Origin of the sequence: Isoptericola cucumis, from assembly GCF_014635665.1 — a bacterium.
GTDB lineage: Bacteria > Actinomycetota > Actinomycetes > Actinomycetales > Cellulomonadaceae > Isoptericola > Isoptericola cucumis.
The window spans coordinates 458091-472065 of the sequence record NZ_BMDG01000001.1 but is presented as its reverse complement, the minus strand read 5'-3'; the positions used below and the strand labels follow the sequence as shown (position 1 = coordinate 472065).

The following is a 13975-nucleotide window of genomic DNA, read 5'->3' as shown; positions in this document are numbered from 1 at the left end:
TGGTGCAGCTCCATGATCTTGCCGCTGATGTGCGGCTCCAGGGCGCTGTAGTCGTAGGGCAGGTCGGGCAGGGTGTAGACGGACATCTCGTTCCCTTCGTCGGTGCTGGCCACGCTAGGACCTCAACCGCGGTCGAGGTCAACGTGTTCCGGGTCACCATGCGCCGCGGCGCCGCTGGTCAGCGGGTCACGACGCCCAGTACGCACCGTCCGGGAAGCGGAACCGCGCCACGGATCCCGGGTGCATCTGCGTGGAGTACCCGGGCGCGGCGGGCAGCACGTACGACACGCCCTCGCCGGCGTCCTTCACCAGGCACGGGTCGGTGAAGTGCTCGTGCAGGTGGTCGACGAACTCCGTGATCCGCCCGTCCAGGGAGCCGGAGACGGCGACGTAGTCGAGCACGGACACGTGCTGCACCATCTCGCACAGCCCGACGCCGCCGGCGTGCGGGCACACGGGCACGCCGAACTTCGCGGCCAGCAGCAGCACCGCCACGATCTCGTTGATGCTGGCGAGCCGACCGGTGTCGAGCTGGCAGTAGTCGATGGCCCCGGCCTGGAAGAGCTGCTTGAACATCACCCGGTTGTGGCAGTGCTCGCCCGTCGCCACCCGCACCGGGGCGACGCCCTCGCGCACGGCCGCGTGGCCGAGCACGTCGTCGGGCGACGTGGGCTCCTCGATCCACAGCGGGTCGAACTGCTGCAGCGCCTTCACCCACTCGATCGCCTCGGGGACGTCCCACACCTGGTTCGCGTCGATCATCAGGGTGAGGTCCGGGCCGAGCACCTCGCGCGCGATGCCGAGCCGGCGCACGTCGTCCTCGAGCCGCGCGCCGACCTTGAGCTTCACGTGCCGGTAGCCGGCGTCCACGGCCTCCTGGGTGAGGCGGCGCAGCTTGGCGTCGTCGTAGCCGAGCCAGCCGGCCGACGTCGTGTAGGCGGGGTAGCCGCGGCGCTCCAGGTGGGCGATGCGCTCGGCCTTGCCGGGGGCGGCGGCGCGCAGGATCTCCAGCGCCTCGTCGCGGGTGAGCGCGTCGGAGAGGTAGCGCAGGTCGGCGACGTCGACGAGCTCCTCCGGGGTCATGTCGGCGAGCAGCCGCCACAGCGGCTTGCCGGCGCGGCGGCCGGCGAGGTCCCACGCGGCGTTGAGCACCGCGGCGAGCGACAGGTGCACGACGCCCTTCTCGGGGCCCAGCCAGCGCAGCTGGCTGTCGGCGGTGAGCTCCCGGTAGGTGGCGCCCATGTCGCCGACGACCTCGTCGACGTCGCGCCCGACGAGTCGCTCGGCCTGGTGGCGTGCCGCGAGCGCGACGACGTCGGTGCCGCGGCCGATCGTGAACGTCAGGCCGTGGCCCGCCAGGGGTGCGCCCTCGCCGTCCGTGCCGTCGGTGCGCAGCACCACGTAGACGGCGGAGTAGTCGGGGTTGTCGTTCATCGCGTCCGAGCCGTCGGACTCGAGGGACGTGGGGAAGCGGACGTCGGTGATCTCGACGGCGGTGATGGTGGGCATGCGCACCTCTTCGTGGCGACGAAACATCGGATGACTTCCCGCCAAGATAGCCCGCAGTTCGGCGGCCGGGCAAGAAACGGCGCGCCCTGTGGCGGGGAAAGATCCGAGGACTGTGCGGCGTGCTGTCGCCCCGTTCCGCGACGTACCGTGGGCGCATGCCCGAGCGCCCCGTCCTCGTCAGCGCCTGCCTGGCCGGCGTCCCGTGCCGGTACGACGGGCGGGCCAAGCCGGACCCGGGCGTGGTCGCCGACGTCGAGGCGGGGCGCGCCGTCCCCGCCTGCGCCGAGGTCCTGGGCGACATGGGCACCCCGCGGCCGGCCGCGGAGATCGTCGGCGGCGACGGCCACGACGTGTTCGACGGCGCGGCGACGGTGCGCACGGTCGACGGCGAGGACGTCACGGCCGGCTTCGTGCGCGGCGCCGAGCGGGTGGCCGATCTCGCGGCCGAGCACGGGGTCACGCGGGCGGTGCTCCAGGCGCGCAGCCCGTCGTGCGGGTGCGGGCGGATCTACGACGGCACGCACTCCGGCGCGCTGACCGACGGCGACGGCGTCGTGGCCGCGCTCCTCGCGCGCCGCGGCATCGACGTCGTCCCGCTCCGCGGCACGAGCGCCGACTGACCGCCCGGGCCGCATAGGCTCGTGCCGCTCAGACGGTCACCGGCGACGAGAAGAGGGCAGATGTCAGAGGCGACGAAGCGGGCACTGGTCGTGCGCGGCGGCTGGGAGGGTCACTCCCCGGAGGCCGCGACGGACCTGTTCCTGCCCTTCCTGCGGGAGCAGGGCTTCGAGGTGCGGGTGGAGTCCGACAACGAGGTCTACGCCGACGCCGAGGTGATGGCGGCGACCGACCTGGTGCTGCAGTGCGTGACGATGTCGCAGATCAGCGGCCCCGCGCTGACGGGGCTGCGCGCGGCGGTCGAGGCCGGCACCGGGCTGGCGGGCTGGCACGGCGGCATCGCCGACTCCTACCGCGCGAGCTCGGACTACCTGCAGCTCGTGGGCGGCCAGTTCGCCACCCACCCGGGCAAGGAGCCGCACCTGCGCCGCGGCGACGCGAGCGACAACTACCTGCCGCACACGATCGAGCTCACCGACCTCGGTCGCGAGCACCCGATCACGGCCGGCCTCGACGACGTCGAGCTCGACACCGAGCAGTACTGGGTGCTGCACGACGACCTCATCGACGTCCTCGCCACCACGACGCACCCCGCGCCGGACTGGCACCCGTGGCACCGCCCGGTGACCTCCCCGGCCGTGTGGACGCGGCAGTGGGGCGCGGGGCGCGTGTTCGTCGCGACGCCGGGGCACTCCGTCGACGTCCTGGAGCACCCGACGGTGCGCACCGTCGTGGAGCGGGGGCTGCTGTGGGCGAGCCGATGAGGGAGCGCGCGGACGGGCCGGTGGGCCTCGGCATCGTGGGGCTCGGCGTCATCTCGCGCCAGTACCTGGACACGCTCGCCGGGCACCCCGGGGTGCGGGTCGCCGCCGTCACCGACCTCGACGGGTCGCGGGCCCGGGCGGTCGCCGCCGAGCTGCCCGGCGCCCGCGTGGCGGCCGACCTCGACGCCCTGGTCGCGGACGACGACGTGGACGTGGTGCTCGACCTCACGACGCCCGCCGTGCACGCGCACGTCGCGAAGGCCTGCGCGGCCGCGGGCGTCGACCGGTACGGCGAGAAGCCGCTGGCCGTCGACCTGGCGTCGTCACGCGAGGTGATGGCGGCGGCCGCCGCGGCGGGCACGCGCGTGGGCTGCGCCCCCGACACGGTGCTCGGCACCGGTGTGCAGACCGCACGGGCCGCCGTCGAGCAGGGAAGGGTCGGCACCCCGACGGCCGCCGTCGCGACGTGGGTCTCGCCCGGTCACGAGGCCTGGCACCCGCACCCCGACTTCTACTACGCCGCGGGCGGCGGGCCGCTGCTGGACATGGGCCCGTACTACCTCACGAGCCTGGTGCAGATCCTCGGGCCGGTGGCCTGGGTGCAGGGCGCGGCGTCCCGGTCGCGCGACGAGCGCACCATCGCCACGGGGCCGCGCGCGGGCGAGCGGGTGCCGGTCGAGGTCGCGACGCACGTGACCGGCGTCCTCGGTCACACGAGCGGTGCGCTGTCGACGGTCACGGTGAGCTTCGACGCGGCCGGCTCCCACGCGCGGCCCATCGAGGTGCACGGGACCGACGGCTCGCTGGTCGTGCCCGACCCGAACACCTTCGACGGCGACGTCGAGCGGTGCCGCCGCGGGGCCAGGAGCTGGGAGGTGCTGCCGCCCAGCGCCGGTTTCGAGGCGGCCGGCCGCGGCGTCGGGCTGCTCGAGATGGTGGGCGCGGCGGGCCTGGGCGACGCTCCCGCGTCCCCGCGCGCCGGGGGCGACGTCGGGCTGCACGTCATGGAGGTCATGTCCGGCCTGCTCGGCTCGGCCGACGACGGACGCCGGGCCGCGATGACCACCACGCCGGCCCTGCCGCCGCTCGTGCCGCTCACGCCGGCCGCCGTCTGGCACGGCGGGCGCTGAGCGCTCACAGCACGCGCAGCGCCCCGACGTCGTCGCGCTCGCGGCGGGTGAGGGCGCGCAGCACGGCGTGCGCGCCGTGCCGCTCGAGCGCCGCCGCCACGAGGAGGTCGACCGCGACGCCGGCGGCCGCGTCCGGGGCGCGGGTGCCGGTGCCGACGCTGAGCGCGAGGTCGTCGGTGTGCACGGCCAGCTCGACGCAGCGAGTGCGGAGGTACTCGTCGAGCAGCATCTCCTCGCCCGGGCGGTGCAGGATCGCGACCCGGCGGTCGGCGGGCTCCCGCGGGAGGCGGGTGCGCAAGCGGCCGAGGGTCTCGGCCGTGCGGTCCGCGACGGCGGCAGGCCCGGCCTCCGCCGACTCCTCGCTGCGCGCCCGCACGCCCCGGTTGAGCGCGGAGCCCGGGTCGGGCGCGTCCACGATGCGCGCGTAGTACGTCACGGCGGACGTCGGCCGCACCTCCGTGCCGTCAGCGCGGTCAGCACCGTCAGCGCCGTCGAGGAACCACTCCACCTGCAGCACGCTGCGCGCGAGGTGCCCGGCGAGCGCGCCGACCGTCATTCCGGCGAGCACGGACATGTCGTCCCAGGACTCCGCGACCGGCGGGTGCACGAGGAGTCTGGCCGCCTGCTCGGCGGCATCCAGGTACGCGGCCCGGACGGGGCGCTGCACGACGGGTGGGGTGTCAGGGCTCGTGACGGGGCTCATGCGGCCGAGCCTGGCACGGCGACAGGTGGGCGACGATCTCCTGTCCACCCTCGACGCGCCGGCCGCCGGCTCAGCTCGTGGGGATCGTCGCGACGGCGTCGATCTCCACGAGCACGCCGGGGCGTGCGGTCGGGACGGCCAGGACGGTGACGGCAGTGCGCTGCCGGCCCCAGACCGCCGCGGCTGCGGCGTATCCCTCCGTCGGGTCCTCCCCGGCCGCGAGGTAGATGTTCAGCTTGACGACGTGCTCGCGGTCCGTCCCCGCCTGCTCGAGCACCGCGAGCACGTTGCGCAACGCCTGCTCCGTCTGCGCGCGCAGGCCGTCGAGCAGCGTGCCGTCGCCGTCGATGCCGTTCTGCCCGCCGACGTACAGGGTCCGGCCGGCGGGCGCGACCATGCCCTGAGCGAAGGCGGGGCTGTGGACCAGCGAGGGCGGGTCGACCGGGGTGGGCAGCTGTGTCATGTCGTCTCCTCGGGTCCGGGTGCCCGTCACCGGGCCACCGACCGAGTCTCGCGCCGGCCACCGACAGACGGCCGTGCCCCGGCCACGCGAACGGTCAGGCCGGCGTCTGCCACTCGTCCGCCAGGACGGACCAGATCTCGATGTCGAGGCGCTCCCCCCGGTGGAGGTGCTGCGCGCGCAGCACGCCCTCGCGGCGCATCCCGAGCCGGCGGGCGACGGCGATGCTGGGGGCGTTCGCCGCCGCGACGCGCCACTCGACGCGCTGGACGCCGCGCTCCCGCACGGCCCAGTCGATGATGAGCCGGGCCGCCCGGGTGACCAGACCGCGGCCCGCGGCGGCCGGCTCCAGCCAGCAGCCCGCCTCGGCCGTGCCCTGGGCCACGTCCATCGTGCGGAACAGGACGCCGCCCACCAGCCGCCCGTCCGCCCAGATGCCGTACAGGCGCCCGGTGTCGCTGGCCGCCTTCTCCGCGTAGCGGGTGAGGAACGCGCGGCTCGACCCCAGGTCGGCGACGGCGTCCGGGAGCCCGACGTACCGGCCGACGAACTCGCGGCCCCGGTCCATGTGGGCCAGGAGCTCCTCGGCGTGCCACGGCTCCAGCGGTCGCAGCTCCGCGCCGTCGTCACCGAGGGTCCTCGTGAACATCGTGTCCTCCTGGGGGTCCGTGGCCGGCCGCCGATGGCCGGTCCGCCGGGATCTTCCCACGTAGGGTCGTCGCGTGAACCGGACCGACCGGATGTACGCGATCGTCGAGGAGCTGCGGGCCGTCGCCCCGCGCCCGCGGAGCGCGACGTGGCTGGCAGGCCGGTTCGAGGTGAGCCGCCGTACCGTCGAGCGGGACATCAGCGCGCTGCAGCAGGCCGGCGTGCCCGTCTGGGCCGAGCCGGGGCGCACCGGCGGCTACTGCCTCGACCGCGCCAGGACGCTGCCCCCGGTGAACTTCAGCCCGGACGAGGCCGTGGCCGTCGCCGTGGCCCTCGGCGGCGTGGCCGGGACGCCGTTCGCGGGCGGTGCGTCGACCGCGCTGCGCAAGATCCTCGCGGCGATGCGCGACGACGACGCGGCCGCCGCGCACGACCTCGCCGCGCGCGTGCACCTGCTCGGCGCGCCGGCCGACCGGCCCGGTGTCCCCGCGGTCCTCGCCGACGCGATCTCCGCGCGCCGCGTCCTGCGCCTGCGGTACACCGACCGCGAAGGCGTCCCGACCGTGCGCGACGTCGAGCCGCTCGGGTTCGTCGGGTCGTCCACCGGGTGGTACCTGCTGGCCTGGTGCCGCCTGCGCGAGGCGGTGCGCGCGTTCCGCCTCGACCGGGTGGTCCGCGCCACGGCGACCAGCGAGCGGGCGCCCCGGCGTGCCGTCCGGCCCGAGGACCTCCAGGTGCCCGAGGGCGACCTGCGGACCCTGGCGCTGCTGGACTGACTGCGAGGACCGTGTTCGCCGGCACGTCCTCGCACCCGCCGCCGGAAACACCGACACCGGGGTGTCGCGGGGCGGGGCGACGCTGGTCGGGAGCCCGCGGGAACGCCCGCGGGCCGCGACCGGGAGGACCACCATGAACGACCGCACGTCCCTCGTCTCCGTCCGCCTCATCACGGACGACGTCGACCGGCTGACCGCCTTCTACGAGCGCCTCACGGGTGTTGCGGCGCACCGACCGTCGCCGGAGTTCGCCGAGGTGCGCACGCCGGGCGGCACCCTCGCCGTCGGCAGCACCCGCACCGTCCCGCTGTTCGGCCCGGGCTCGGCGGAGCCCGCGAGCAACCGCACCGCCATCGTGGAGTTCCGCGTCGACGACGTGGACGCGGTGCACGCCGGCCTCGACGACACGGTCGAGGTCGTCACCGCGCCGACCACCATGCCGTGGGGCAACCGGTCGCTGCTGGTGCGCGACCCGGACGGGACGCTGGTCAACTGCTTCGCCCCCGTGAGCCCAGTCCCGTGAGCCCAGTCCCGTGAGCCAAGTCCCGTGAGCCCACGTCCGTGAGCGTGCGGTAGCGGCCGGGAGCGCGAGCGCCCCGCGTCGTGTCGGTCCCGCGTCACACCGGAACTGTCCCGACCCGCCCGCGGGCGCCCATAGGCTTGACGCGTGACCTCCACCGCCCCCGCCGTCTCCCGGCCGGGCGGCACCCCGAGCGTGCCGCCGCGGCCGTGGTGGCTCGTCGCCGCCGGGCCGGCCGCCGTCCTCGTCGCCGTCGTCGCCGTGCTGCTCGGCGGCGCGTACTCCGGGGCGTTCCAGGCGCTCGGGGGGTTCAGCGACCCCGGCGCGCTGGTGCGCTACGGGCTGCCGGTGGCCACGGTGCTCACCGAGCTGGCCGTCGCGGTCACGCTGGGGTCGCTCGTCGCCGCGGCCTGCCTGGTGCCGCCGGGGCGTGCGCAGTCGCGCCTGCTGGGTGCGGCCGGCGCCGCCGCCACGGTGTGGGCGATCGCCGCCGTCGTGCAGCTCGTGCTGCGGTACGCGAACATCTCCGGCACGTCGCCCGCGTCGCCGGCCTTCGGGCAGGGCCTCGCGCAGTTCGTCACCGACCTCGACCTCGGCAAGCTCTACCTGGGGATCATCGTCGTCGCGGCCGTGACCTCGGCGGTCGCCATGGCCGTGCGCGGCCCGGTCGGGGCGATGTGGACGGCGCTGCTGCCGCTGGCCGCGCTCGCCGCGCAGTCCACCACCGGGCACGCGGCCGGCGCCGCCGACCACCAGGTCGCCGTGGGCGCGATGCTGCTGCACCTGGTCGGCGCGGCGCTGTGGGTCGGCGGGCTCGGCGCGCTGCTCGTCGTGGTGCTCGCGCCCGGCGACGGGCGGAGCGATGGACGGAGCGACGGCCGGAGCGCCGGGAAGGGCGGCGGGCGGGACGAGCGCCCGTCCGACGACGGCCGCGTGGCGGCGTCGGCGGTCGCGCGGTTCTCCCCGGTCGCCGGGTGGTGCTTCGCCGCGGTCGGGGTCTCCGGCGTCCTCAACGCCTGGATCCGCATGGAGTCGGTCGGCGACCTGCTCACCCCGTACGGCACGCTGCTGCTGGTCAAGGTCGTGCTCATGGTGGGGCTCGGTGGCCTGGGCTTCGCCCACCGCCTGTGGATCGTCGACCGGCTGGGGCGGGTCGCGGGCGGGCCCGGGGGCGCGTCGGCGGTGCGGCGCCTGTTCTGGCGGCTGCTCGCCGTCGAGCTGCTCCTCATCGGCGCCGTCTCCGGTGTCGCCGTGGCGCTCGGCTCGACCGCCCCGCCGGTGCCCGACGAGGTGCCCGTCGACGTCTCGCCGGCGTACCAGCTCACGGGCGAGGCGCTGCCGCCGGAGCCCGACCTCGCCCGCTGGTTCACCGAGTGGAGCCTGGAGCCGATGCTCGCCTTCGCGTGCGTCGCCGGGCTGGTCGTCTACCTGCGCTGGGCGCGCCGCCTGGCCCGCCGCGGCGACCGCTGGCCGCTGGGCCGCACCGTCTCGTGGTGCCTGGGCATGGTCGTGATGTTCTGGACCACCAGCGGCGGCCCCGCCGTGTACGGGCACGTGATCTTCAGCGGCCACATGGTGCAGCACATGACGCTGGCGATGCTGGTGCCGCTCTTCCTCGTGCTGGCCGCCCCGGTCACGTTGCTGCTGCGTGCCATCCCCGCCCGCAAGGACGGGTCGCGCGGTCCGCGCGAGTGGGTGCTCGGCCTGGTGCACTCCCGCGTCGGGCAGTTCTTCGCCCGCCCGGTCGTGGCCGCCGTCCTCTTCGCCGGCGGCATGATCGCGTTCTACTACACGCCGGCGTTCGAGTTCGCGCTCACCAACCACGCCGGGCACGTGTGGATGATCGTGCACTTCACGCTCGTGGGGTACCTCTTCGCCAACGCCCTCGTGGGCATCGACCCGGGGCCGAGCCGCCCGCCGTTCCCCCAGCGGCTGCTGCTGCTGTTCGCGACGATGGCGTTCCACGCGTTCTTCGGCGTCGTCCTGACCTCGGGCGAGTCGCTGCTCGTGGCCGACTGGTTCGGCAACATGGGCCGCCCCTGGGGCCTGCCCGCCATCGAGGACCAGCAGCGCGGCGGTGGCGTCGCGTGGGGCATCGGGGAGCTCCCGACGCTCGCGCTGGCGATCGCCGTCGCCGTGCAGTGGACGACGTCCGACGAGCGCGAGGCCCGCCGTCGTGACCGCCAGGCCGACCGCGACGGCGACGCGGAGCTCCACGCCTACAACGACATGCTCACCAAGATAGCCGAGCGGGACGAGCGCCCGCCGAGCTAGGGTCCCGGGCCGGGCCGTCTCGCGGCGGGGCTCGCGTCAGACTCCGCGTCAGAACAGGCCGTCGAGCACCTTCGCCGCGAGCCCCAGGGCGGTGGTGGTGCCCAGGCCGTCACCGACCGTGACGGTCGTGACGCCCGGCACCGGGTCGGAGACCCCGAACGGGGTGCCGGCGAACGGCCCGCGCCGCGGCCGTGGCAGCACGACGTCGGGCACGGTCCAGCGGCCGCGCACCCGCAGCGGGCCGCCGAGCAGCGTGGACGCCGCGCGCAGCAGCGCCTCGTCGGCGGCCTCCGAGCGGGCCGGGTGCCGGTCGGTGCCGTCGGGCGACCCGAGCGCCGGCGGGCGCGCGTCGCCGAGCACCAGCGTGTCCCCGTCGGGGCCCGAGTGGCGGGTGAACGCGAGGTGGACGTCCGCGTCGAGCAGCTCCGGGTCGACGGTGCGCAGGTGCTCGCGCACGTCCGCGCGCGACGGGCTGTGCGTGTACGCGGCGTCACGCAGCAGCGTCGTGCCGCCGAGCACGACGGGGGCGTCGTGCGCCGGCCCGCCCGGCGCCCCGCCCGGTGCCCCACCGTCGGGCGCGGCGACCCGCAGCACCTGCCGGACGTCGTGACGCACCCCGGCGCGGGCGGCCTCGGCCGGGAAGTGCCGGTCCAGGTCCGGCCCGACGGCGACCAGCACGCGTCGTGCCACGACCTCGCCCCGGGACGTGCGCACCAGGGTGCGGCCGCTGCCCGCCTCGAACGCCCACGCCGTCGTCGACCGGGCGACGTCCGCGCGCGGCTGCGCGTCGAGCCAGGCGGCGAGGGTGCCGAGCGCGTCGGCGACCTCCACCCGCAGGTCGAGGGGCAGGAACGCCCCTCCCACGACGCCGTCGGGCGCCACCCCGGCCCGCTCCGTGGCCTCGGGCGCGGTGAGCAGCGCGGCGTCGCCGTCGCGGGCCGCGACGAGGTCGTCCAGGACGGCGAGCTCGGCCGTCGAGCGCGCCACCACCACCGCGCCGGTGTCCTTGGCGCGGAAGCCGACCTCGCGGCCCAGCTTGAGCCAGCGCTCGCGCGACGCGAGCGCGCAGGAGAGGGTCGCGGCGTCCTGCGTCGTGACGGCCACATGGCCGCTGCGCCGGGCGGACGATCCGCCGGGGCGGGCGTCGCGCTCGACGACGAGCACGGAGTGCCCGCGGGCGTGCGCCTCGATCGCGTGCGCGAGCCCCACGATCCCGGCCCCGACGACGACGAGGTCGACGGACGCGGGCAGGGCGGGGAGGTGTGCGGTGCGGGGCGACGGCGGTCTCACGACGAGACCTTGCACGACGCCGCACGACCCCCTCAACCGCAAGGAGCGCTCCGGGCGACAAGTTCAGGAACTGTTCACCGGGTGTTCCCCGCGGGGACGGTCCGCGGCCGAGATCGGTGGTTCGGGGCGAGGTCGGTGATCCGGACCGCCGACCTCGCCCCGAACCGCCGACCTCGCCCCGGACCACCGGTGGTGGGCTGTGATAGACCAGGCGCGTGACCCAGGACACAGCTACCCCCTTCCACGACCTCGACCGCTACCTGGAGGTGCCGCGGGTCGCGGGGCTCGCCCTGAGCGGCGACGGCTCCCGCCTGGCCACCACGGTGCAGACGCTCGACCGGGAGCGCACGGGGTGGACGACGGCGGTGTGGGAGGTCGACCCCACGGGGGCGGCCCCGGCGCGGCGGCTCACGCGCAGCCGCAAGGGCGAGTCGTCCGCGGCGTTCGCGGCGTCGGGCGACCTGCTGTTCACGTCCGCCCGGCCGGACCCGGACGCCGAGCCCGGGAACAAGGACGACGACCCGAAGACGGCGCTGTGGCTGCTGCCCGCCGGCGGCGGGGAGGCCCGGGTGGTCGCCACGGCGCCCGGCGGGCTGAGCGGGGTGCTGGCCGCGCGCGACGCGGACGTCGTCTCCGTGACGGCTCCCGTCATGCCGCGGGCCGCGAGCCTGACGGAGGACGGCGCGCTGCGCAAGGAGCGCACGGACCGCAAGGTGTCGGCCGTGCTGCACGCCGGGTACCCGGTGCGGTTCTGGGACCACGACCTCGGGCCCGACGAGGACCGCCGCTTCGTCGCGTCGCTCGCCCCTGCCGACGACGCGCGCCTCGAGCTGCGCCAGCTCACCGGCCCGGGCCGCCAGCTCGACGAGCACGAGAGCGACCTCAGCCCCGACGGCACCACGCTGGTCACCACGTGGACGGTGGCCGAGGCGGGCGCGGCACAGCGCGCCACGCTCGTCGCGGTGGACACGGCCACGGGGGAGCGCCGCACCCTGGTGGACGACCCGGACGCCGACGTCTACGGCCCGGCCGTCTCCGCCGATGGACGCTGGGTCGCCTACGTGTCGGAGACGATCACGACGCCGGAGCAGGCGCCGGTCCTGCGGCTCGGCCTCGTCCCGCTCGACGGCGGCGAGGCCGCCCCCGAGATCCTCGCCGACGACTGGGACCGCTGGCCCACGTCCGTCGCGTGGCTGCCCGACGGGTCGGGCCTGGTCGTCACGGCGGACGACGACGGGCGCGGCCCGGTGTTCCTGCTGGGCTTCGGCGCCGGCGGGCCCGGGGCGGGGGAGCCCGTCGTCGTGGAGCGGGTGACGGCGGACGACGCGACCTTCACCGACGTGCGGGTCGCGCCCGACGGCGCCGCGCTGTACGCGCTGCGCACGAGCTACGCGGCGCCGTCCGCGCCGGTGCGCATCGACCTGGCGGCCTTCCGCGCGTCCGGCGACGCGGGGGAGCGGGAGCCGGTGGCGGCCACCGCGCTGCGCGGCCCGGTCGCCGCGCCGACGCTGCCGGGCGTCCTCACGGAGGTCGAGACGACGGCGCCCGACGGCGCCCGGGTGCGGGCGTGGCTGGCGCTGCCCGAGGGGGCGACCGCGAGCGACCCGGCGCCGCTGCTGCTGTGGATCCACGGCGGCCCGCTGAGCTCGTGGAGCGCCTGGTCGTGGCGCTGGAACCCGTGGCTGATGGTGGCGCGCGGCTACGCCGTCCTGCTGCCCGACCCGGCGCTGTCGACCGGCTACGGCCAGGACTTCGTGCAGCGCGGCTGGGGAGCCTGGGGCGGGGCGCCGTTCACCGACCTCATGGCGATCACGGACGCCGCCGAGGCGCTGCCCGAGGTCGACGCCGCCCGCACGGCCGCGATGGGCGGGTCGTTCGGCGGGTACATGGCGAACTGGGTGGCCGGCCACACCGACCGGTTCCGGGCGGTCGTCACGCACGCCAGCCTGTGGGCGCTCGACCAGTTCGGCCCCACCACGGACCACGCCTACTACTGGCACCGCGAGATGACGGCCGAGATGGCGCAGGCGAACAGCCCGCACCGCTTCGTGGGCGACATACGCACGCCGATGCTCGTCGTCCACGGGGACAAGGACTACCGGGTGCCGGTGGGCGAGGGGCTGCGGCTGTGGCAGGAGCTGCTGACGAGGTCCGGGCTGCTGGCGGCCGACGACGGGTCGACGGTGCACCGCTTCCTCTACTTCCCGGACGAGAACCACTGGGTGCTGGCCCCGCAGCACGCGAAGGTCTGGTACCAGGTGGTGCTGGCGTTCCTCGCCGAGCACGTGCTGGGCGAGTCCCCGGAGCTGCCCGACCACCTGTAGCGCAGGATCTCGCTGCTCGGGGGCCCGTGGCCGATGAGTCCCGCCCGCCCGGCCGGTCCGCACCGCACGCAAACGGACGGGAGAACATCTCATGCTGAGTCGTGTCGCAGAGGGCGTCTGGGTCCACCAGAGCGAGCTGCTCCGGAACAACGCCGTGGCCGTGCAGGGCAGCCAGGGGGCGCTTCTCGTCGACCCCGGGCTCACCGGCGACGAGATGGCGTGCCTCGCCGCCGACCTCCGTGACCTGGGGCTGCCGGTGGTGGCGGGCTTCTCGACGCACCCCGACTGGGACCACGTGCTCTGGCACCCGGAGCTCGGCGAGGCGCCCCGGTACGGCACGGCCCGCTGCGCGGCGCTGCTGCGCGACCTGCTGGCGGACCCGGGCTGGCAGGCCCGCGCCGCCGAAGGACTGCCGCCCGAGATCGCGGACGAGGTGCCGCTGGACCTGTACGGCCGCGTCACCGGGCTGCCGGCCGGGACGGCGCGGGTGCCGTGGGACGGTCCGCACGTCCGCGTCGTCGAGCACCCGGCGCACTCCCCGGGCCACGCGGCGCTGGTCGTCGAGGAGCGCGGAGTTCTCGTCGCTGGCGACATGCTCTCGGACGTCTTCGTCCCGATGCTCGACGACTTCGGCGACGCGAACGACCCGGTCGGCGAGTACCTCGAGGGGCTGCGGCTGCTGGAGCGGGCGGCCGACGGCGTCGAGGTCGTGGTCCCGGGCCACGGGTCGGTCGGCGGGGCCGACCAGCTGCGCGCACGGATCGGCCGGGACCGCGCCTACCTGCACGCCCTGCGGGACGCCAGCACCCCCGACGACCCGCGGATCGGCCCCGAGGTCGAGCCCGGCTGGGAGTGGGTGAGCGACATCCACGAGGGGCAGGCCCGGAGCGTCGCCCGCCGGCGGGAGCGCGGCACGACGCCCGAGCAGGGCGGGTCGGCCGGCCCGGGCCGGTGACGCC

General features: G+C 76.0%; 13 protein-coding genes and 1 pseudogene. 8 read left to right on the top strand and 6 right to left on the bottom strand.

The genetic code is table 11. From position 1 onward, the window contains the following. Both IEW03_RS02125 and IEW03_RS02120 read right to left on the bottom strand, forming a co-directional pair. A pseudogene (locus tag IEW03_RS02125) lies at nucleotides 1-86 on the bottom strand (superoxide dismutase); the annotation flags it as partial. A gap of 100 nt (nucleotides 87-186) precedes the next feature. After that, nucleotides 187-1509: an L-fuconate dehydratase gene (locus IEW03_RS02120; RefSeq protein ID WP_188521982.1), complete on the bottom strand. Its 1323-nt coding sequence runs from the start codon at nucleotides 1507-1509 to the stop codon at nucleotides 187-189. 155 nt (nucleotides 1510-1664) lie between these two features. Here IEW03_RS02120 and IEW03_RS02115 point away from each other — a divergent pair, with 155 nt between their 5' ends. From IEW03_RS02115 to IEW03_RS02105, 3 genes are read left to right on the top strand one after another with little or no spacing between them, the layout of a single operon-like run. Next, entirely contained in the window at nucleotides 1665-2129 is a 465-nt protein-coding gene (locus tag IEW03_RS02115; protein ID WP_188521981.1) for a 2-thiouracil desulfurase family protein, read from the top strand. 60 nt (nucleotides 2130-2189) lie between these two features. Beyond that, the gene (locus tag IEW03_RS02110) at nucleotides 2190-2891 is read left to right on the top strand and encodes a ThuA domain-containing protein (RefSeq protein WP_188521980.1); all 702 of its coding nucleotides are present in this window, start codon (nucleotides 2190-2192) and stop codon (nucleotides 2889-2891) included. Further along, a complete protein-coding gene (locus IEW03_RS02105) occupies nucleotides 2888-4021 on the top strand; it encodes a Gfo/Idh/MocA family protein (RefSeq protein ID WP_188521979.1) in 1134 nt (377 codons plus the stop codon). Before IEW03_RS02110 ends, IEW03_RS02105 begins: the two co-directional genes overlap by 4 nt. A gap of 4 nt (nucleotides 4022-4025) precedes the next feature. Here IEW03_RS02105 and IEW03_RS02100 read toward each other — a convergent pair whose 3' ends face one another. The 3 genes from IEW03_RS02100 to IEW03_RS02090 all read right to left on the bottom strand — a co-directional run bounded on the left by IEW03_RS02100 (nucleotide 4026) and on the right by IEW03_RS02090 (nucleotide 5833). After that, the gene (locus IEW03_RS02100; RefSeq protein ID WP_188521978.1) at nucleotides 4026-4724 is read right to left on the bottom strand and encodes a maleylpyruvate isomerase N-terminal domain-containing protein; all 699 of its coding nucleotides are present in this window, start codon (nucleotides 4722-4724) and stop codon (nucleotides 4026-4028) included. Between the two features lie 70 nt (nucleotides 4725-4794). Continuing rightward, nucleotides 4795-5187 (bottom strand): RidA family protein, encoded by a 393-nt coding sequence (locus IEW03_RS02095; RefSeq protein WP_188521977.1) that lies wholly within the window; start codon nucleotides 5185-5187, stop codon nucleotides 4795-4797. 94 nt (nucleotides 5188-5281) lie between these two features. Then, nucleotides 5282-5833, bottom strand: a complete 552-nt coding sequence (locus tag IEW03_RS02090) for a GNAT family N-acetyltransferase (protein WP_188521976.1) — start codon at nucleotides 5831-5833, stop codon at nucleotides 5282-5284. A 73-nt stretch (nucleotides 5834-5906) separates the two neighbouring features. Here IEW03_RS02090 and IEW03_RS02085 point away from each other — a divergent pair, with 73 nt between their 5' ends. From IEW03_RS02085 to IEW03_RS02075, 3 genes are all read left to right on the top strand, one after another. Continuing rightward, a complete protein-coding gene (locus IEW03_RS02085) occupies nucleotides 5907-6608 on the top strand; it encodes a helix-turn-helix transcriptional regulator (RefSeq protein WP_188521975.1) in 702 nt (233 codons plus the stop codon). A gap of 133 nt (nucleotides 6609-6741) precedes the next feature. After that, entirely contained in the window at nucleotides 6742-7131 is a 390-nt protein-coding gene (locus IEW03_RS02080; RefSeq protein WP_188521974.1) for a VOC family protein, read from the top strand. 144 nt (nucleotides 7132-7275) lie between these two features. After that, complete coding sequence (locus tag IEW03_RS02075; RefSeq protein ID WP_188521973.1) at nucleotides 7276-9402, top strand: bifunctional copper resistance protein CopD/cytochrome c oxidase assembly protein; 2127 nt, start codon at nucleotides 7276-7278, stop codon at nucleotides 9400-9402. A 48-nt stretch (nucleotides 9403-9450) separates the two neighbouring features. Here the strand turns inward: IEW03_RS02075 and IEW03_RS02070 are convergent, their stop codons facing one another. Then, nucleotides 9451-10692 (bottom strand): FAD-dependent oxidoreductase, encoded by a 1242-nt coding sequence (locus IEW03_RS02070; protein ID WP_188521972.1) that lies wholly within the window; start codon nucleotides 10690-10692, stop codon nucleotides 9451-9453. A 215-nt stretch (nucleotides 10693-10907) separates the two neighbouring features. On the opposite strand from IEW03_RS02070, the gene IEW03_RS02065 reads away from it, so the two are divergent. Both IEW03_RS02065 and IEW03_RS02060 read left to right on the top strand, forming a co-directional pair. Next, complete coding sequence (locus tag IEW03_RS02065) at nucleotides 10908-13016, top strand: prolyl oligopeptidase family serine peptidase (protein ID WP_188521971.1); 2109 nt, start codon at nucleotides 10908-10910, stop codon at nucleotides 13014-13016. 91 nt (nucleotides 13017-13107) lie between these two features. Further along, on the top strand, nucleotides 13108-13971 hold the full coding sequence (locus tag IEW03_RS02060; protein WP_188521970.1) for an MBL fold metallo-hydrolase: 864 nt from the start codon (nucleotides 13108-13110) through the stop codon (nucleotides 13969-13971). Nucleotides 13972-13975: the final 4 nt, after the last annotated feature.